This window comes from Dactylosporangium sp. NPDC006015, from assembly GCF_040614215.1.
Classification (GTDB): domain Bacteria; phylum Actinomycetota; class Actinomycetes; order Mycobacteriales; family Micromonosporaceae; genus Dactylosporangium; species Dactylosporangium maewongense.
Genome location: NZ_JBEXUD010000017.1, coordinates 143,380 through 162,820 on the forward strand (window position 1 = coordinate 143,380; position 19,441 = coordinate 162,820).

The 19,441-nt window shown below is 73.3% G+C and carries 14 protein-coding genes; 6 read left to right on the plus strand and 8 right to left on the minus strand.

Annotation, left to right across the window (positions count from 1 at the left end):
* Window positions 1-91 precede the first annotated feature (91 nt).
* Together ABZ321_RS28870 and ABZ321_RS28875 are read right to left on the minus strand one after the other, a co-directional pair.
* A complete protein-coding gene (locus tag ABZ321_RS28870) occupies window positions 92-1,390 on the minus strand; it encodes a ferric reductase-like transmembrane domain-containing protein (protein ID WP_354896892.1) in 1,299 nt (432 codons plus the stop codon).
* Between the two features lie 65 nt (window positions 1,391-1,455).
* Window positions 1,456-2,925, minus strand: coding sequence for a DUF1996 domain-containing protein (locus ABZ321_RS28875; RefSeq protein ID WP_354896894.1), 1,470 nt, complete (start codon window positions 2,923-2,925; stop codon window positions 1,456-1,458).
* 322 nt (window positions 2,926-3,247) lie between these two features.
* Here ABZ321_RS28875 and ABZ321_RS28880 point away from each other — a divergent pair, with 322 nt between their 5' ends.
* Window positions 3,248-4,039, plus strand: coding sequence for an alpha/beta fold hydrolase (locus ABZ321_RS28880; RefSeq protein WP_344510078.1), 792 nt, complete (start codon window positions 3,248-3,250; stop codon window positions 4,037-4,039).
* A 77-nt stretch (window positions 4,040-4,116) separates the two neighbouring features.
* On the plus strand, window positions 4,117-4,908 hold the full coding sequence (locus tag ABZ321_RS28885; protein ID WP_344510076.1) for an oxidoreductase: 792 nt from the start codon (window positions 4,117-4,119) through the stop codon (window positions 4,906-4,908).
* Window positions 4,909-4,937: 29 nt separating this feature from the next.
* Here ABZ321_RS28885 and ABZ321_RS28890 read toward each other — a convergent pair whose 3' ends face one another.
* Window positions 4,938-7,688 (minus strand): AAA family ATPase, encoded by a 2,751-nt coding sequence (locus tag ABZ321_RS28890; protein WP_354896897.1) that lies wholly within the window; start codon window positions 7,686-7,688, stop codon window positions 4,938-4,940.
* Between the two features lie 155 nt (window positions 7,689-7,843).
* On the opposite strand from ABZ321_RS28890, the gene ABZ321_RS28895 reads away from it, so the two are divergent.
* The 3 genes from ABZ321_RS28895 to ABZ321_RS28905 all read left to right on the plus strand — a co-directional run bounded on the left by ABZ321_RS28895 (window position 7,844) and on the right by ABZ321_RS28905 (window position 14,376).
* A complete protein-coding gene (locus ABZ321_RS28895; RefSeq protein WP_354896900.1) occupies window positions 7,844-10,588 on the plus strand; it encodes an AAA family ATPase in 2,745 nt (914 codons plus the stop codon).
* A 108-nt stretch (window positions 10,589-10,696) separates the two neighbouring features.
* Window positions 10,697-11,452, plus strand: coding sequence for an alpha/beta hydrolase (locus ABZ321_RS28900; RefSeq protein WP_354896902.1), 756 nt, complete (start codon window positions 10,697-10,699; stop codon window positions 11,450-11,452).
* A 95-nt stretch (window positions 11,453-11,547) separates the two neighbouring features.
* Window positions 11,548-14,376, plus strand: coding sequence for a BTAD domain-containing putative transcriptional regulator (locus ABZ321_RS28905; protein ID WP_354896905.1), 2,829 nt, complete (start codon window positions 11,548-11,550; stop codon window positions 14,374-14,376).
* On the opposite strand, the gene ABZ321_RS28910 is transcribed toward ABZ321_RS28905, so the two are convergent.
* The 4 genes from ABZ321_RS28910 to ABZ321_RS28925 form a co-directional block, all read right to left on the minus strand.
* Window positions 14,357-15,328 (minus strand): alpha/beta hydrolase, encoded by a 972-nt coding sequence (locus tag ABZ321_RS28910; protein WP_354896908.1) that lies wholly within the window; start codon window positions 15,326-15,328, stop codon window positions 14,357-14,359. The two genes, ABZ321_RS28905 and ABZ321_RS28910, sit on opposite strands and share 20 nt — an antisense overlap.
* Window positions 15,329-15,409: 81 nt before the next feature.
* Complete coding sequence (locus ABZ321_RS28915; RefSeq protein ID WP_354896911.1) at window positions 15,410-16,243, minus strand: alpha/beta hydrolase; 834 nt, start codon at window positions 16,241-16,243, stop codon at window positions 15,410-15,412.
* Window positions 16,244-16,267: 24 nt separating this feature from the next.
* Window positions 16,268-17,338 carry an MBL fold metallo-hydrolase gene (locus ABZ321_RS28920; protein WP_354896914.1) on the minus strand — a complete coding sequence of 357 codons (1,071 nt, stop codon included), beginning with the start codon at window positions 17,336-17,338 and terminating at the stop codon, window positions 16,268-16,270.
* A 25-nt stretch (window positions 17,339-17,363) separates the two neighbouring features.
* Window positions 17,364-18,143 carry a cupin domain-containing protein gene (locus ABZ321_RS28925; protein WP_354896917.1) on the minus strand — a complete coding sequence of 260 codons (780 nt, stop codon included), beginning with the start codon at window positions 18,141-18,143 and terminating at the stop codon, window positions 17,364-17,366.
* A gap of 609 nt (window positions 18,144-18,752) precedes the next feature.
* On the opposite strand from ABZ321_RS28925, the gene ABZ321_RS28930 reads away from it, so the two are divergent.
* A complete protein-coding gene (locus ABZ321_RS28930) occupies window positions 18,753-18,998 on the plus strand; it encodes a hypothetical protein (protein WP_344510055.1) in 246 nt (81 codons plus the stop codon).
* Between the two features lie 77 nt (window positions 18,999-19,075).
* On the opposite strand, the gene ABZ321_RS28935 is transcribed toward ABZ321_RS28930, so the two are convergent.
* A complete protein-coding gene (locus ABZ321_RS28935) occupies window positions 19,076-19,435 on the minus strand; it encodes a hypothetical protein (protein WP_354896920.1) in 360 nt (119 codons plus the stop codon).
* Window positions 19,436-19,441: the final 6 nt, after the last annotated feature.

Consider the following 19,441-nt stretch of genomic DNA (forward strand, 5'->3'; position numbering starts at 1 on the left):
CAGTCGACCGGCAGCACGACGACCTGAGCGCGGCGGGCGGACCGCTCCGGCCGTCAGCGGTACTGCAACCGATCCGCACTGAAAGCGGTCGTCACCAGGCGAAGCGCTCGCGGTGCAGGCGCGGGGCGGGGACTCCGACGCGGCGGGCGGCGCGCAGGACGGCGTCGGTCCACGGGTCGGGGCCGCAGACGAAGACGTCGTGGTCGGCCAGGTCCGGGGCCAGGGAGCGCAGCGCCGCGATGTCGTCGTAGTCGGCGTACACCACCGGCAGCCACGAGCCGGGAGCCGCGCGCGGGCCGACGAGAGGGACCAGGCGGACGCCACGCTCCCGGGCCAGCCACTCCAGTTCGTGCAGGAACGCCACGTCCTGCGCGTGGCGGGTGCGGTACACCAGGGTCGCCTGGCCGTGGCCGTACGGCAGGTCCCACAGCAGCGCCAGCAACGGGGTGACGCCGACGCCGCAGCCGAACATGGTGACCGAGCCGCCGCGGTACGTGTCGGCGGTCATCCGCCCGTACGGGCCCTCGATGACGACCTTCGTGCCGGGGCGCAGGTTGGCGACCCGGGCCGTGGCCTCGCCGACCGTTTTCACGGTGATGCGGAGGCGGTCGGCGCGGGGCGGGCCGGACAGGGAGTACGGGTTGCCGCGCCAGCCGCCCTCGCCGTCCAGGAAGCGCCACACGAAGAACTGCCCGGCGCGGGCCCGTAGGCGGTCCAGGCGGCGACCGCGCAGGTACACCGAGACCAGGCCGGGCGCCTCCTCGACGATCCGGTCCACGCGCAGCCGGTGGCGCAGCGTCCGCCACACCGGCATCCCGAGGCGGAACACGACGGTCGAGCCGGCGGCCGCGCCGTACATCGTCCACCAGAACACCGACGCGAGCGGCGTGCCGAAGTCGCTGCCCAGCCACAGCTCGTGCGGCACCGCGAGGGCGATGCCGGCGTACGCGTACAGGTGCAGCAGATGCCAGGTGGCGTAGCGCAGGCGGCGACGGACCGGACGCAGCGACGTCGCCGCCACCAGCACGAGGGCGAGCAGGCCCACGGTCGCGGGGACCATGCCGCGGTACCCGGTGAGGAGCGCCCACAGCTGCCCGGCGCGTTCGACGTGCGACACGAGCGCCAAGACCACGTGGGCGAGCAGCAGCGCGAGGGACGCGATGCCCGTCCAGCGGTGCCAGCGGCCGAGGGAGTCCTGGCCGAAGGCGCGTTCCAGCCACGGGATCCGAGCCATGCCGAGCACCTGCAACAGCAGCAGGTCGGTGGACCACAGCGCGGCGAGGCGGCCGGCGGCGGCCAGCCCTGGCGCGGACGTAGGCAGGCCGAGCACCCACAACACGGTCGCGACGGCCAGGCTGGACGCCGCGAAGAGCTTCGCCGCGGTTCGCACAACACACCCCACTGGGTATGAGGAACGGCCCCGCCACCGGGGCGGGGCCGTTCGGAGGGACGAGGTCAGCCGCCGGTGAAGGACGGGGTGGTGCCGCACTTCGCCTTCGCGTTGAGGCAGACCTTCACGAGGGGGCCGAGGTTCTCCGGCTTCCAGGCGTTCATGAAGTCGCCGTGCATCGACGAGGCCATCCCCGACGACAGCGCGAGACCGTCGCCGCCGAGGGACTCGTAGTTCACCATGAACGACAGGTTCGGGATGGCGACCGGGTAGTCGCCCTGGCACTTGCCGTTCTTCGCGCCGCCCATGTGCGACTTGTGATCGGGCGAGTCGATGTGCTTGCCGTCCCAGCAGTCCTGGAAGGTCAGCTGGAAGATGAGGTTGCCGCCGGGGGCGCAGACCGGCCAGTTGCCGTCGGCGCTGCGGCCGACCTCGGCGCTGCCGGCGCACCAGAACTGTCCCGGGGCGCCCTTCTGCGTGGCGACCTGGCGCTTGGCGTCGCCGTGGACCATGACCAGGCCGGGCGGGAACGGCACCGTCGCCGACGGGTCGGGCAGCCGCGAGCCGTAGTACACCCGGAAGCTCTTCATCTTGACCGGCTGCCCGTTCTTGAGCAGCTGCGGCACCCAGTAGGCGCTGTTGTCGCCCGGGGCGTTGCAGTTGGTCTTGCGGGCGAAGAGGTCGGCCGGTTTGGTGGTGGCGTCGACGGCCGGGCCGAAGAACGTGTGCATGTGCGACGCGCCGGGCAGGCCGGGCAGCACGATCGGGTCGTCCTTGGCCTCGTTCGACACCGCGCAGTCCGTGTGGAACTCCGCGACCCGGGTGGTGCCCGCCGGCACCGGCAGCTGCTTGAGCTGGTTGAACGCGGCCAGCTCCGCCTGCCACTTGGCCTGGTCGACGTCGACCCAGCCGCCGGCCGGGGCCGAGCCGGTCGGTGAGGTGCTGGGCGAGCCGCCGCCGGTCGGGGCGGCACTGCTCGGCGGGGGCGGCGCGACCGTGGCGGTCGCCGGCGGGCGCGTGCCGGCGCCGAGCGCGAACCAGTTGACGTTGACGAAGTCGCTCTGCTGGTCGCTCTTCATCACGGCGACCAGGGTCTGCGGGCCGGATGGGACGCGCGCCGCGGTGGCGTTGACGGTCGTCCACTTCTGCCAGCCGCCGGTGTACGCGACCGGGAACGTCGCGACGAGCTCGCCCGCCGGCGAGCCGAGGTGCAGCTCGATCGAGCCGCCGGCCCGGTTGTTCGCCGCGATCCGGGCGCTCAGCTGGGCGCCGACGGTCACGTTGTCGTACTGCAGCCAGTCGCCGGCGGCGAGCCACCCGACGTTCTTGCCGCCGCCGCTGTCGGCGGTGTTCTCGGTCCGTGCCCCGTTCTGGGCCGACCAGGTCTCCGCCTCGATCCTGCCGGGCGCTGTCTCGTCGGCGTTCGCGGTCGCCAGGTAGGCCCCGCTCACACCGACCGCCGACACGACCGTCGCGGCGATGAGGATGTTGCGGGCCCGGCGTCTTCCTCGCGGGTTCTGGGAATCATTGCGCATACGTCTGTCTCCGCCGTCCTGGGCTGACGTCGTGGAATCCGTGCGGTCAGCAAGTTACGGCAGCTCAGAGGCTTACTTCAAGTCGCAAAGGAACTCTTAGAAATGCGCTTTCCCAGCGTTGCTGGCCCGGTCGCGGACCCCACTCGATTACGCTTTTCCGGCTTAAGTTTGGCTTAAAGACGTACGGGAATCAGACGGTGACCTTCCGCAGGTGGCGCGGTGGTGGGCGACAAGTTTTTGCCCACTGATTGCGCACAAGGCAGGCCTAACGTGCGGGGAGACCGGCGTCGACGGTCTTGACGGACAACGAAGGAGCGCAGCGATGAGCACGCCTGTCGTCTTCATCCACGGACTGTGGTTGCACGCATCGTCCTGGCAGCCGTGGGTCGAGCTGTTCCGGGCGGAAGGCTACGAGCCGGTCGCCCCGGGCTGGCCGGGTGAGCCGGGAACCGTCGCCGAGGCGCGGGAGCATCCGGAGGCGGTCGCCGACCACGGCATCGACGACGTCGTCGAGCACTACGCGAAGGTGATCGCGGGCCTGCCGGCGAAGCCGATCCTGATCGGGCACTCGTTCGGTGGCATGATCGCGCAGAAGCTCCTCGGCCAGGATCTCGCCGCCGCGGCGGTGGCCGTCGACGCGGCACAGATCAAAGGTGTGCTGCCGCTGCCGCTGTCGGCGTTGCGCGCGACGCTGCCGGTGTTCCGGAACCCGGCGAACAAGCACCGGGCGGTGTCGTTGACGGCGCAGCAGTTCCGGTTCGCGTTCGGCAACGCCGTCACCGAGCAGGAGTCGCAGGAGCTGTTCGACCGGTGGGCGGTCCCGGCGCCGGGCAAGCCGCTGTTCGAGGCGGCGGCGGCGAACTTCGACCCGCACTCCCCCGCCAAGGTGGACACGGCCAACGAGCTGCGGGGTCCGCTGCTGCTCATCACGGGCGGGCGGGACCACACGGTGCCGGAGTCGGTGACCCGGGCGACTCTCAAGCAGTACCGGCACTCCCACGCGGTCACCGACATCCTCGACTTCCCCGACCGCGCCCACTCGCTGACGATCGACAGCGGTTGGCGGGCGGTCGCCGACGAGAGCCTGGCGTGGCTACGGCGCAACGGGCTCTGAGGTGACGCGGGACTGACCGGCCGGCGCGGCCGCCGTCCCGTGCGACGGCCGCCGCGCGTACCAGAGAGGAACACGCCATGGATCTGCATCTTTCGGGCAAGACCGCGGTGGTCACCGGCGCCAGCAAAGGCATCGGCCTGGCCGTCACCCAGGCCCTGGCCGCTGAGGGGGTCCGGGTCGTGGCGGGGGCCAGGACCGCCGGACCCGACCTCACACAGCTGAGCGGTAGCGCCGACGTGCGGGTCGTCGAGGTCGACCTGAGCACCGCGGACGGACCGGCAAGGCTCGTCGACACCGCCGTGACCGCGTTCGGCGGGCTCGACATCCTGGTCAACAACGTCGGAGCGGTGCGGCCACGCACAGCCGGATTCCTGGCCGTCACCGACGAGGAGTGGACGGCGACGCTGACGCTGAACCTCCTCGCCGCGGTCCGCACGACCCGGGCGGCGCTGCCGCACCTGCTGGCCAGTGGCGCGGGCAGCATCGTCACGGTCGGGTCGGTCAACGCCACGCTGCCCGACCCGCTCGTCATCGACTACAGCGCCGCGAAGGCCGCCCTGGCCAGCTTCTCCAAGTCGCTGTCGAAGGAGTTCGGAGGGCGTGGGGTGCGGGTCAACACGGTCAGCCCCGGGCCGGTGAGCACCGGGTTGTGGCTCGGCGACGACGGGGTCGCGGCAACCGTCGCCCGCTCGCTGGGCGGCGGTGACCCCGGCGCGGTCGCCGACCGGGCCGCCGGTGAGTCCGTCACCGGCCGGTTCACCCGCCCGCAGGAGGTCGCGGATCTGGTGCTGCTGCTGGCCAGTGACCGCACCGCGAACGTCACCGGCGCCGACTTCGCCGTCGACGGCGGCCTCGTCAGCACGTTGTAGTCAGCACGTTGTAGTCAGCACGTTGTAGGTCAGCGGCCGGCCTGGACGTGGACGAGGCCGGCCAGCTGGGCTCGCGAGGTGATCTCCAGCTTCGGGAAGATGCGGTGCAGGTGTGAGCTGACGGTGCGGTGCGACAGGTACAGCCGTTCGCCGATCTCGCGGTTCGTCATGCCTTCCGCGGCGAGCTGCGCGATCTGCAGCTCCTGCGCGGTGAGCCGGTCACGGGCGTCGACGCCGCGCCTGCGGCTGGTCTCACCGGCGGCGCGTAGCTCCTGCCGCGCCTGCTCCCCCCACGGGACGGTGCCCAGGGTGTGGAACGTGTCCATCGCCGTGCGCAGCAGGGCGCGGGACTCGGCGACCCGGCGCTGGCGGCGCAGCCAGCGTCCGTAGGCGAGCTGCAGCCGGGCCCGGGCGAACGGCCAGCGTCCGACGTCGACCTGCAACGCGGCCTGGAACAGCGCCTCGGCGGCGGTGTCGCCGGCGAGGACCGCACGGGCGTGCCGCAGCCCACCGTGCAGGGCCGGTGACGGTGTCTGCAGCGCGAACGTCTCGAGCTCGGCGACGATCCCGGCGACGGCGCCGGCCTGACCGCTGTGCACGGCGGCGTCGGCGAGCTCGGCCAGGGCGAAGCAGCGCAGCGCCGGGTGGAACGAGGGGTCGACCGGGTCGTGCATCCGGCGGAACTGTTCGAACGCGTCGGCGTAGCGGCCGGCGCCGAGCGCGGCGAGCCCCCGGGCGAGCCGCGCGGTGGCGAGGACCGGTCGGACCCGGCCGGACATGGCGCCCTGCTCGGCGGCGCCGGCAAGGGCCTGCACGCCCGGCTCGTCGCCGCGCAGGGCGGCGAGAACGGCACCGGTCGCCTGGCCGATGCCGACGAACAGCGGCTGCGACGTCTCCCGGGCCAGGCGGGTGCACTCCTCGGCGGCGGGGATGCCGACGTTGAGGTCGGCGAGGTGGGCGGCACTCCACGCCTGCGCCCCCGACGCCCGCGCGACGAGCCCGAGGCGGCCCTGCGCCCGCAATGCCGGCAGCGCCGCGGTGCAGCAGGCCTCGGCGAGGTCGAACGCACCGACCAGGACCGCGGCGCTGCCGACCAGGCGGAGCGCCTCGGCGTTGCCGGCGGCCCGCTCCGCGCCGCGGCGAAGGCTGTCGATCACCGCGGCGCCGCGTTCGATCGGTGCCGCGAACGCGAGGATCGCCAACAGGTCCGGGTCGTCGGCGGGGATCGGCAGTGCTTCGGCGACGCTGACGAGCCGGTGCCTGCTCGGCAGGTCCGCCTCGGTCCAGAATGATCGCAGCGCCGCGCCGTTGAGCAGCCGGAGTGCGACGTCGACGTGCCCGTCGGCAGCGACCCGTTCAGCGACGTCGGCGACCCGTGCCGGTTGGCGGTGCTCGTCGCGGAGCCCGTCGCCGAAGCTGGCCTCGATCCACAGCAGCTGGGCCCGTTGCCATGAGGACAGCTCGACGGTTGCGGCGTCGCGCAGCAGCCGGTGGACCACGTCCTGCCGGCCGAGCTCGACGGCGGCCTCGGCGGCGCGCAGCAACCGGGCGGCCCGCCGGACCGGGTCGTCGGTGAGCTGCGCGGAGCGTTCGAGGGCGGTCAGCGCCGCGACGGCCGCGCCGCGACGGCGGGCCGCGGCGGCGATCTGCTCGAGGTCGGCCGCGACGTCCTCGTCCGGTCCGTGGCTGGACGAGGCCCGGTGCCAGCCGCTGCGGTCGTGCTGGCCCGCGAGGACCTGGGCCAGTGCGGCGTGCGCGGCGTGCCGTTGCTGGAGGTCGGCGTGCTGGTGGATCGCTGAACGCATCAGCGGGTGCCGGAACCGGATGCGGTCACCGTCGACGTCGACCAGCGACGCCGCGACGGCCGGCGGCAGGTCGCCGACGGTGACGGCGGTGCCGGCGACGAGCGTCGCCGCGGCGAGGGTCTCCGACAGGGCGTCGCCGTCGTTGGTCGCGGCGACGAGCAGCAGGGTCCGGGTCGCCGCGGGAAGCTGGACCGCCCTGGCCGCGAACGCCTCCTGCAGCCGGTCGGTGAGCGGGCGCAGGGCCGCGGCCGCCGGACCGGGCGGTCCGGACGCCGCGGTGTGCCCGGCGGTGATCGTGGACAGCTCGACCAGGGCGAGGGGGTTGCCGGCGGCATCCAGCAGCAGCTGCCGTCGCACGCCGGCCGGCAGGTCGGCGGCGTGCGCGTCGAGGACGGCAGCGGCGGCGGTCTCGTCGAGCCGGTCCAGGCGCAGCTGCGGCAGGTCGGCGCCGAAGGAGGTGGGGAAGCCGTCGCGAACGGCGGCCAGCAGCAGCACCGGGTCCGCGTCGAGGCGCCGTGCGACGAACCCGAGGATCTCCGCGGTGGCCGGGTCCAGCCAGTGCGCGTCCTCCACGACGAGCAGGGCGGTGGGTCCTGTGGCGGCGTCGGCGAGGATGTTGAGCACGGCGAGCGCGACGAGGAACAGGTCGGGGGTGGCCACGTCGGCCATGCCGAACGCGCCGTGCACCGCGTCGCGCTGCGGGCCGGGCAGCGCCTCCGCGCGGGCCAGGACGGGACGCAGCAACTTGTGCAGGCCCGCGAACGGCACCCTGGCCTCCGCCTCGACGCCGGCGGTGGTGAGGACCAGCATCCCGCCGGTGGCGGCGACCCGGCGGGCCTCCGTCAGCAACCGGGTCTTGCCGATGCCGGCCTCGCCGCGCAGCACCAGCGCGCCGCCGCGCTCGCGGACACCGTGCAGCAGCGTGGTCAGCTGCCGCAGTTCGGCGTCGCGGCCGTACAGGTGCTCGCCTGGCATACCGAAGGTCACCCGCCCAGGTCGGCCCGCCCGTGTCGGTCCTGAGGGTACACATGCCGGCACGGTCGGTTCGAGGAGCGCTCCCACGTGTGGGAAGATGCTCCGGCGAGGGCAGAAGATCAACTGGGCTGGTTCCGGCCCGGAACGGGGGAAGGGTGCCTCCGACCGCCGAAGGACGTCCGGTTCCGCCGCTGCTCGGCCGGCAGGAGGAGTGCGCGGCCCTCGACGCCCTGCTGGGCACGGTCCGCGACGGCCTGAGCGGTGCGCTGGTGCTGGTCGGCGAGCCCGGCATCGGCAAGACCCGACTGCTGGACTTCGCGGCCGCACAGGCGCCGGACGTCCTGGTGGCCAGGGTGGTCGGCATGGAGGCGGAGACGCAGCTCGGGTTCGCCGGGCTGCACCGGCTGCTCCTGCCGTTCCTCGACCGGACGCCGGCGCTGCCCGCCCCGCAGCGTGCCGCGCTCGGCGCCGCGTTCGGGATGGTCGCCGGCCCGCCACCGGACCGGTTCCTGGTCGGGCTGGCCGCGCTCACCCTGCTGTCGGACGTCGCCGTCGAGCGGCCGCTGCTGTGCCTGGTCGACGACGTGCACTGGCTGGACCGCGAGACGGTGGAGGTGCTGGCGTTCATCGGGCGCCGGTTGCAGGCCGACGGCATCGGCATGGTGCTGGGCACCCGCGACGAACAGCCGGTCGGGCAGGTCCTCGCCGGGCTGCCGGTGCTCGCGCTGCACGGTCTCGCCGCGCCGGACGCGCGGCGGTTGCTGCTGGAGACGGGCGGCACCGTGGCCCCCGGCGCCGTCGAGCGGGTCATCGAGGAGACCGGCGGCAACCCGCTGGCATTGCTGGAGCTCGGCGGTGAACAGATCACCGGTCCGCTCTCGCCGGCGCCGCTGCCGGTCGGGCCGAGGATGGAGGCGCACTTCCTGCGCCGGGTCCGGATGCTGCCGGCGGACACGCAGACGCTGCTGCTGCTCATCTCGGCCGCCTCGACCGGTGATCCCGGCGAGCTGTGGCAGGCCGCCACCGACCTCGGCGTGGGGCTCGACGCCGCGGAAGCCGCGATGGCCGCCGGCATCCTGACCCAGCGGGACCGGCTGGCGTTCCGGCACCCGCTGATCCGCTCCGCCGTCTACGGCGGCGCCGTGACAGCGGACCGGCGGCGCGTCCACCTGGCGCTCGCCGACGCCGCCGGCCCCGGCTCGGACCAGCGGATCTGGCACCTCGCCGAGGCGGCCCCCGGCCTCGACGAGGACGTCGCGGCGCAGCTGGAACGCGCGTCGGAGCGCGCCGGGAGTCGTGGCGGTTACGCCGCCCAGGCGATGTACCTGTCCCGCTCGGCGGCGATGACGCCCGACCGGCAGGAGCGGACCCGCCGGCTCGTCGCCGCCGCCCAGGCCCACTTCCTCATCGGCGACGCGGTCAAGGCGCAGACCGTCCTCACGCAGCTCACATCCGACCCGGACACGCCGGTGGGACGGGCCTCGGTCCAGCGGCTGCGGGCGTCGATCGCGTCGATGTTCGGCCAGGTGAAGGTCGCGGCGTCGATGCTGTTGACGGCGATCGGGGAGGCCGCCCCGCACGATGAGCGGCTGGCCCGGGACATGGCGTTCGACGCGCTCACCGCGGCGCTGATCACCCGCGAGCACACCGCCGGGACCACCCTGGAGGAGTTCTGCCGGGCTATCCGCGCGATGCCGTGGCAGGTGTCGGACCGCTCTCCTGTCACCGACCGGCTGGTCGAGGCCTGCACGGTCCGGATCACCGAAGGGCATGTGCGGGCGCTTCCGCTGATGCGCGCGGCCGTCGCGGCGCTGTGCACCGACGACCTCGTGCAGGCGGGAATGCCGATCTCGTTCGTGGGGTGCTTCGCGGCCGAGGAGTCCTGGGACGACCGGGGGTTCCGGGCGGTGGCCGAGCGGATCCTGATGCTGAGCCGCGAGCGTGGCGGGCTGCACGCCGTCAACGACACGCTCAAGGCCTTGGCGAGCTGCGAGCTGTACGCCGGGCGGTTCGACCTGGCCGAGGCGTACTTCGGTGAGGCGCAGGAGATCGACCGTGCGATGGGTATCCCGGAAGGGCCGGCACACCGGGTGGAGCTGCTGGCGTGGCAGGGTCGCGTGGAGGAGACCCGCGCCGCGGCGGCGGTGGCGATCAACGACTGGGGCGGCGGCTTCGGCGTGGCGACCATGGCCAACCACGCGCACTACACGCTCTGCCTGCTGGAGCTGAGCCTCGGCAACTACCCCGAGGCGCTCGCCAGCATCCTGCGCGCCTGCCGCGGCGACCTGCCGGGCGAAGGCAACCGGATGCTGCCCGACGTCGTCGAGGCCGGGGTACGCGCCGGTGACCGGGCCTCGGCCGAGGCCGCGTACGCCCGCCTGGCGGATCAGGCCGAGGCCACCGCGACACCGTGGACGCTCGGGCTGCTCGCCCGGGCCGGCGCGCTGCTGGCCGGAGACGAGCACGCCGAACCGTTGTACCAACAGGCGATCGCCCGGCTGAACGAGACACTGATCGTCACCGAGCTCGCCCGCGCCCACCTGCTCTACGGCGAGTGGCTGCGCCGCCGCAAGCGCCGCGCCGACGCCCGGGTGCAGCTGCGCACCGCCTACGACATGTTCACCGCCATGGGCGCGGCCGGTTTCGCGGAACGGACCAGGGTGGAGCTGCTCGCCACCGGCGAGCAGGCCCGCCGGCGCGACCCGCGGACCGAGCACGACCTCACCCCGCAGGAGCGGCAGGTGGCAGGTCTGGCCGCCGACGGTGTCACCAACGCCGAGATCGCCACCCGGCTGTACATCACCGCCTCGACCGTGGAGTACCACCTCAACAAGGTGTTCCGGAAGCTCGGTGTCACCTCCCGCCGGCAGCTCGGCGCCGCGCTGCGCACCGACGCCTGACCCCAGCGGGCGCCGCCCGTCAACGACTGGGGTGTGACCCCGATGCGAGCGGTCACGCCCCGGTGGTTTCGTGACGTCACCACCGTTTCGCCATCGCGGAAGGACGTCATGACCGGACCGCCTGTGCTGTTCATCCACGGTCCCTGGCTGCACGCCAGCTCGTGGCGCCCGTGGATCGAGCTGTTCGGCGCGGCGGGCCATCGGGCGTCCGCGCCGGGCTGGCCAGGGCATCCCGACACCGTGCAGGACGCCCGCGACAACCCCGAGAGCATCGCCGACCACGGCATCGACGACATCGTGGCGCACTACACCGCCCTGATCGCCGCGCTGCCGGACCGACCCGTCCTGGTCGGGCACTCCTTCGGCGGGATCATCGCCCAGCGGCTGCTCGGGCAGGGCCTCGCGGCCGCCGCCGTCGCCATCGACGCCGCACGGATCACGGACGTGCCGCCGGCACTGCCGCTGTTCAGCAACCCGGCCAACCGGCGCAAGGCGGTGTCGCTGACCGCGGAACAGTTCCGGTCCGTCTTCGGCAGCGCCGTCAGTGCGCAGGAGTCGGCCGAGCTGTACGACCGCTGGAGCATCCCGGCTCCCTGCAGGCCGCTGTTCGAGGCCACCGCCGCCGGCTTCGACCCGCACCGCTCCGCCGACGGGGACCCGGCCCAGGCGCCGCGTGGCCCGTTGCTGCTGATCACCGGTGGCGGGCAGCACCATGCCCCGGCGACCCGGGCGACCGACGTCGTCGTGTTCCCCGACCGCGGCCACTGCCTGACCATCGACAGCCGCTGGCGGGCGGTCGCCGACGCCGCCCTGACGTGGCTGCGGAACCGATCCCTGTCATCGCCGCACACGGAGAGGAGCTGACGATGTCGAACGTCAACGAACCGAACTTCGCCGTCATGCCACGTACCGTCATCTGACACAAGCGACGCCCGCCGCCGGGGCTCTACCGTCCGGTCATGGCCAACATGTGGTTCACCGTCCTGGGGCCGGTCCGGGTCTGGCGGTCCGATGCAGAGGTCGACCTCGGCGCCCCCCAGCAGCGGTCCGTGCTCGCGGTGCTGCTGGCCCGGGCCGGGCAGCCGGTCGGGCTGACGGAGATCGTCGACGTCCTGTGGGGCGAGGACCCGCCGGCTTCGGCCGTCAACGCGGTGCACCGCAGCGTCGGGATGCTCCGCCGGGCCCTGGAGCCGGACCTGGCGACCCGCAGCGCGGGCCGCTGGCTGACCCGCGCCGGCGGCGGGTACCGGCTCGACGGCGACGCCGACACGGTGGACCTGCTGCGGTTCCGGCGGTTGCTGGCGCAGGCCAGGGCCGACGGCGACGCGGGGTCCCGGGTGGCGCTGTTCGGGCAGGCGCTGGACCTGTGGCAGGGGCCCGTGGCCGGCACCGTCGCCGCGGAGATCCGCGGGCTGCCGGTCTTCGCCGCACTGGACCGGGAGTACGAGGCCACGGCCCGTGAAGCGGCCGACGCCGCGCTCGCCGCGGGGGCACCGGCGGTGGTGCTGCGGGGCGTGGAGGCCGCCGCCGACCGGGCCCCACTGGACGAGGCGTTGCAGGCACGACTCATGCTGCTGCTCGCCGCGACCGGCCAGCAGGCGGCGGCGCTGCGCCGCTACGACACCGTCCGGGCCCGTCTGCGCGACGACCTCGGCCTCGACCCCGGTGCCGAGGTGGCCGCCGCACGCGACCGCGTCCTGCGCCCGACCGCGCCGGACCCGTCAGCCGTGCCGGCGCCGACCGTGCCGGTGACCCCGCGGGTCGCCCAGCTGCCACTGGACCCGGCCACATTCACCGGCCGCCGCGCCGAACTGGCCGCCGCCCTGGCCCTGCTGCCCGGCGACGCATCCCCGGCCTCGGTCGTGATCGGCTCGATCAGTGGCATGGCCGGCATCGGCAAGACCACCCTTGCGGTGCACTGGGCGCACCGGGTCGCCGGCCGCTACCCCGACGGCCAGCTGTACGTCGACCTGCACGGCTTCTCCCCCACCGGGCAGGTGATGGACCCGTCCGAGGCCCTGGCCCGATTCCTGGAGGCACTCGGCGTCCAGCCGCACCGGATCCCGGCGAGCCTCGACGCCCGCGCCGCGCTGTACCGCAGCGAACTGGCCGGCCGGCGCATGCTGGTGCTGCTCGACAATGCCCGCGACACCGCCCAGGTCCGCCCGTTGCTGCCCGGCACGGCCGGCTGCCTCGTGCTGGTGACGAGCCGCGACCGGCTCGCCGGGCTCATCGCCTCCGACGGCGCCACCCCGATCCCGCTCGGCCTGTTCCCGCCCGACGAAGGCCGCCAGCTGCTGGTGCACCGGCTCGGCGCCGCACGGGTCGCCGCCGACCCGCGGGCCGTCGACGAGATCGTGGGCCGGTGCGCCGGGCTGCCGCTCGCCCTGGCCATCGTCGCCGCCCGCGCCGCCACGGACCCGCACCTGCCGATGGGGGTCCTGGCCGCGGAGCTGCGCGACGAGAGCGGCCGGCTGGACACGCTCACCACCGGCGACCCGGACAGCGACGTCCGGACGGTTTTCTCCTGGTCGTACCGTGCGCTCAACGCCGACGCGGCACGACTGTTCCGGCTGCTCGGCCTGCACCCCGGCGCGGACGTGCCGGTCCTCGCCGCGGCGAGCCTCGCCGGTCTCGCGCCGGGACGGGTCAGGCCGCAGCTCGGCGAGCTGGTCCGCACCGGCCTCGTCACCGAGCACACCCCGGCCCGGTTCGCCTTTCACGACCTGGTCCGGGCGTACGCCGCGGACCTCGTCCACACCGTCGAGCCCGACGCGGAACGCGGTGCCGCCGGTGCCCGGCTGGTGGAGCACTACCTCCACACCGCGCACCGGGCCGCGCTGCTGCTGGCGCCGGGGCGGGAACCGATCGTCCTCACCGCACCCGGGCCGGGCACGACCGTCGAGCCGCTCGCCGACCAGGACCGCGCTCTGTCCTGGCTCACCGCGGAATACCGGGCGCTGCAGGCGTTCGTCGCCCGCCTCGCCACCGCCGGGGCGGACGAGCTCACGTGGCAGCTGGCGTGGACGCTGGACACGTTCCAGCGCCGCCAGGGGCATGTGCACGATCTGGTCGCCAACCGCAGGACCGCGCTCGCCGCGGCACGGCGCCTGGCCGACCCGGCGGTCCTCGCCGACACGCACCGCGACCTCGGTCACGCGCTGACCGGAGCGGGGTGTCCGGAGGAGGCGCGCACCCACTTCGCCGCCGCCCTGGAAGGCTACGTCGCCCTCGGTGACCTCGCCTGCCAGGCCCACGTCGAGCGTGGCATCGGCTACTCGTACCAGGTCGGCGGCCGGTACGACCGGCTGCTGCTGCACTGCCAGCGGGCCGAGAAGCTGTACCGGGCCGCCGGGCACCGGCTCGGGCTGGCCAAGGCGCTCAACGAGATCGGGTTCGCGTACACCAGGCTCGGTCAGCCCCGCCTCGGCGAGCCGCGCTGCGAGCAGGCGCTGGCGCTGTTCCGCGAGCTGGGCGACCGGCACGGCGAGGCGGCCTGCCTGGACAGTCTCGGCGCCATCCACCACGGCCTGCACGACCACCCGCAGGCGGTCCGTCACTACCGGCGGGCGGTCGAGCTGTACGCCAGGGAGGGCGACTCGTGCCAGGAGGCCGCGTCGCTGATCAGGCTGGGCGACGTGCACCACGACGCCGGTGACGCCGACGCCGCGGGGCTCGTCTGGCGGGTGGCGCTGCGCATCCTGCAAGGTCTGCAGTCCCCGCAACCGGAGCTGGTCCAGCCGAGGCTGGACCAGCTGGCCGGCGGACTCAGCGCAGGAAGTCGATGAGCAGCCTCGTCATCTCGGCGGGCCGCTCCTCGTAGAGCCAGTGGCCGGAGCCCTCCACCACGGTGCCGGTGACATCGGTGGCGTACCGCTCGACCTGCTCGGCCACCAGCTCACGCAGGCTGCCCCGGGCGCCGATGGCGAGGACCGGCATCGTCAGCTTCGTCCGCCCGTACACCTCGTTGTCGGCGATGTCCTGCGGGAACGCCCGGAACCACTCGAAGCTGGCCCGCAGGTGCGCGTCGTCGCGCAGGTACGAGGCGAACTCCCGGACCTCCACCGGCCCGACGCCGTCCTTGCGGACCTCCAGCGAGTCGGTGAACAGCTGCACCCACAGCGCCTCCCGGCCGTCGAGGAGCCGCTCCGGAAGGCCGTTGGTGAGGCTGAAGAAGCCGAAGTTCCACGCGCCGGGGCCGTCCTTGGTCAGCGCCGCGAAGTCGTAGATCGACTGGTCCGGGAGCGGTGCCTCGCTGAGCACGAGCTTGCGCACGTCGGCCGGGTGCGCGGCGGCGTAGGCGTAGGCGACCATGGTGCCGATGTCGTGGCCGACGAGCCGGATGTCGCGGTCGAGGCCGAGCCGGCCGAGCAGGGCGTGCACCACCGCGGCCATGCTCTTCTTGTCGTAGCCGCCGGCGGGGGCGTCGCTGCGGCCCGCGCCGGGCAGGTCCGGGGCGATGACCGTGTAGTGCTTCGCGAGCTCGGGCATGACCTTGCGCCACGTGAACCAGGTCTCCGGGAACCCGTGCAGCAGCACCAGCGTCGGGCCGTGCCCGCCACGCACGTAGTTGATCCGGACCGGGCCGGCCTGCACCTGCTGTTCGGTGAACCCGGCCGGGAGCCGCGGTTCGTCGTGCGGATGCCCGCCCGGTGCGGCCACCGACCGCAGTGGGGTGAGGATGAGGACGAGGCCGATGGCGACGGCCGCGGCGACCCGCGACCGGAAGTTCAGACGCATGATTGTCCGTTCCTGTGGAGGTGGTTGCGGCGTCAGGTGGTGGCTCGGGCCGCCGACTCGATGACCGTGGTCACTGCCGGGTCACTGCTTGAGGAAGGTCAGGAGTGCGGCGTTGACCTCCTCGGCGTGGGTCCACAGCAGGCCGTGCGGTGCGCCCTCGATCTCCACGTAGGACGCCTGCGGCAGCAGCCGCCGGAACGGGCGGGCGGTCGCGTCGATCGGCAGGATGCGGTCCGCGGTGCCGTGCACGATCAGGGCCGGGACGTCGATCCTGCCGATGTCGGCGCGGAAGTCGGTCGTCCAGGTCGGGACCGCGGCGACCGACGCGTAGGCCGACGCGCCCGCGGCCACCACCCAGCTGGCGTTGACGGCCTGGCTGCTCAACCGGGTGCCGAGGTTCTCGTCGACGTTGTAGAAGTCGTTGTAGAAGTCGGTGAAGTAGGCGTACCGGTCCCTGGTGACGGCCTCGAGGATGCCGGCGAACACGGCGCCGTCGACGCCGGCCGGGTTGTCGTCGGTACGCAGCAGGAACGGTTCGAGCGCTGCGATGAACGCGGCGGCGCCGACCCGTTCCGAGCCGTACGTGCCGAGGTACCGGCCGACCTCACCGGAGCCCATGGAGAAGCCGACCAGGACGGCGTCGCGCAGGTCGAGCCGCGTCATGAGGGCGTGCAGGTCGGCGGCGAAGGTGTCGTAGTCGTAGCCTGTGGTCGGGCGCCCGGATCGGCCGAACCCGCGCCGGTCGTAGGTGATGACACGGTGTCCGGCGTCCAGCAGCGCCGGGACCTGCTTCTCCCAGGAGCCGCCGTCCAGCGGGTATCCGTGGATCAGCACGACCGGGCGTCCGGCGCCGTGGTCCTCGTAGTACAGGTCGATGTCGGCGCTGTTCTCGGTGCCGACGGTGAAGAACGGCATGGTGATCTCCTCGCTCGGGGCGGATCAGGGGCGGATGCTGAAGGGTCCGAGCACGCCGGCGTCGATGCGCAACGACTCGAGCATGGCGAAGGCGTTGTCGACGGTGAACACGTCGGCCGCGGCCAGCACCCCGGCGTACTTGGCCGCGACGGGCTCGGCGGTGCGCCGCGCGGCCTCCTCGAGGTAGGTCTTGAAGATCGCCCACGCGTTGCCGGCCGGCAGGTACTTGCCGAAGAACGGCGCGGGGTCGAGAGCGGCCAGCGTGGCCCGGGCGCTCGCCTCCAGGTCGATGACGTACTGGCGTTGCAGGTCACCGTCGGCGCGGGTGCCGAGCCTGCCGAGGTGACCGCCGACGAGCGTGGTCCACGGGTACTGCATCGCTCTGCGCTGCGCGTCCGTCCAGCCCGGGATGTCCTGTGACACGGCGAGGTTCTTGAACGGCACCCATCCCGGGTAGAGCACGTCCACGACCATGAGCGTGGCGTGGGCCGGCGCGTGGACGAAGATGTTGTCGGGTGAGTGGTTGGGCCCGTGGTACTCCAGTTCCAGCCGTTCACCGCCGACGCGCAGCACATGCCGGTCCTCGAACGTGACGGTCGGCAGCGGCCGGTTCGGGTCGCCCGCGGCGCGCAACAGCCGTTTCGTCTCCACGTGCGCGACGCGCTCGACCCGCCGGCCGAACAGCACGGCGGCGCCGATGTGGTCGGCGTGGGAGTGGGAGTAGACCAGGTGCGTGACCCGTCCGGGCCGCCCGTTCGCCCTCGTCACGTCCTGGACCGCCCGCAGCAGGTTGTGGCCGATGGTCGGCGGGGCGTCCACGAGCACGACGCCTTCGCGGGTGCTCAGCAGCATCGCCTGGTAGAAGCCGTCGGTGACCCAGTACAGCTCGTCCTTGATCCGCCCGACATGGTATCCGTCGGCGTTGAGCTCGGGCCCGGCCGAGCCGCTGGGGATCGGCAGGTAGTCCGGCAGCCCTCCCGCGCCGGCGGGTGCCGCGTGCGCACCGCCCGGCAGCATCAGGGCCGCGGTGGGCACGGCCGCGGCGCTCAGCAGCCCGAGGACCGTGCGGCGGCTCGTCTGGTGTTCAGTCGTCATTTCGTCTCCTGCGTGGTTCGGCATGTCAGCTGGCAAGCGTCGGGTGCGCAGCGGTCCCGTCCGGCGGCGGCCCGACCACGGTGAGGCGGAACGCCGCCGCGGACGCGACGATCGCGCCGATGTCGAACGCCGGCGGCGCCTCGTCCACAGTGGACACCGGGGTACCGTTGACGGCGAACCACTCCTCGATCCCGGACGGCGAGTAGACGACGGCCATCCGGGCCTGCGGCGAGCGCACCACGTAGCTGTGCGGCACTCCCCGCGGCCCGTGGGCGATCTGCCCGGCACCGAGATCCAGCCACCGGTCACCGACGAAGAAGCTGATCTCCCCGTCGAGGACGACCCACACTTCCTCCTCGGCGTCGTGCACATGCAGCGGCGGCGCCTGCCCGCCGGGGTCCCGGAACTCCAGCACGCTCATCGCCCGTCCCGTCACGGCGCCCGGCACGACGATGCGTGCCTGTCCGCCGAGGAACCAGAACGGCGGTGCATCGCCTGCCACCGGATCAGGCACGGTCATCAATTTTCTCCTTCGGCACGGCCCACGCGTCAGCGCAGCGTGGTGACCGTACGACCGCCCCGGTGGGCAAACTGTGCGCAAGAAGTTGACGGCCCGCGCCCAGCGCTGCATGACAGGCCGCCCTGTGCGTCGCAGGTCTGGCGTGTGGAACGTTCCTGCCTGGAGCACGGCCGTGGCGTTCGCGGGGTCGGCGTTGACCAGCAATCCACCGTCGGACAGCAGGTCGTCGAGGAGCCCGGCGTCGACGTCGTGCTGGACCGCGTGCCGGCGCAGATAGGACTGCACGCTGCGCCACCGATCCACGCCCGTGGCCCGGCGCCGGCAGGGCTTCGAGCAGACGGTGGTACGCCGCCGGCGGGCCGGCCGCCGACCGCGTCAAACCTTCGCGCCGTGCGCCCGGAAGGGCCGGTGGCACGGCGCTCGCCAATGTAAAGTTCCCTCGGTGGAGATCCGCCTGGCACCGGTCGTGGCGGCCAACGCCGCTTGTGAGCAACGCGCCGAAGCGGCGCCGGAAGATTTTCATGGCCGACAGCCTGGCCACGGCCGCTCAAGCGCCGCCTAAGAACGGCTCAATGCGCAGGTAGGCGGCCGGTTCACCATCAGCCCTGCGCTTGGCCCAGGTGAGCAGGGTGGCCAGGCGGTCACCGCCTCCGGCAGACTGTCGATCAGCCCGAAGCTGACCGTCACCGACCGCACCTTCGGCACCGGGCTGACCGGCGTGCGCACGTTCAACGCCGCCGCCACGTTCGACAACGTCACCGCGCGGGGTACGGGCCGTCCTGATCGGGCTCGGCGCCCTGCTCGTCGCGCCGCCCGCGGCCCGCGCCGCCGTGGTCGACGCCGGCCCGTTCACGGCGTCGGTCGGCACCCCGTCGGTGGTGCCGAACCGGGCTGATGCGGGTCTTCCGGCTGAGCGGCGTCGGCCTGCTCAACTGGACCCCACCGGTCCTCCTGCTCGCCCCGGCACCGCCGTACGACCGGATCTGGTACCCCGCCCCTCATCGGCGACGGCGGCGACCAGAGCTCCGGCCGCGACGTCCGCCTGTACTACGCCCGCATGCGCCCGGCACCGGCGTCCGCGACTTCATGTCCGTCCCGGTCACCTTCACCGCCAAGACGGGTGGGTTCGCCGTGCCCTGATCCCGTGCACGCCCGCGGTCGATCGGCCGCAGGCTCCCCCGACGACCGCCCGCACGGGACGGTCGTCGGGGGTCGGGTCACCAGCGGATGTATGGTCGGCTCGGCCAGCTGAAGGGATGGCGAAGGTCGTCGAGAACCATCAGTGTGAACTCGAGCTGTCCGGAAATGCTGATACCGCTTGGACTACCCCATCGTCTGCCGATGCCGACGAGGACGACCATCGACACGGCGGTTGTCAAGACCGCGGGAAACCAGACGACGGTGCTGGCCACGTCGAGGGGAACGATAACCGCTTGAGGTGCGTGCAGCACGTCGAGCAGCCACACCAGGCCACGGACCGCCACGACGACCAGCAGCACCTCGATCCCCGTGATGAAGACCCGATACGCCGCCGACGCCCGCATTCGGCGGAACGGCTCATACGCCGGTGATCCCATCGCTGC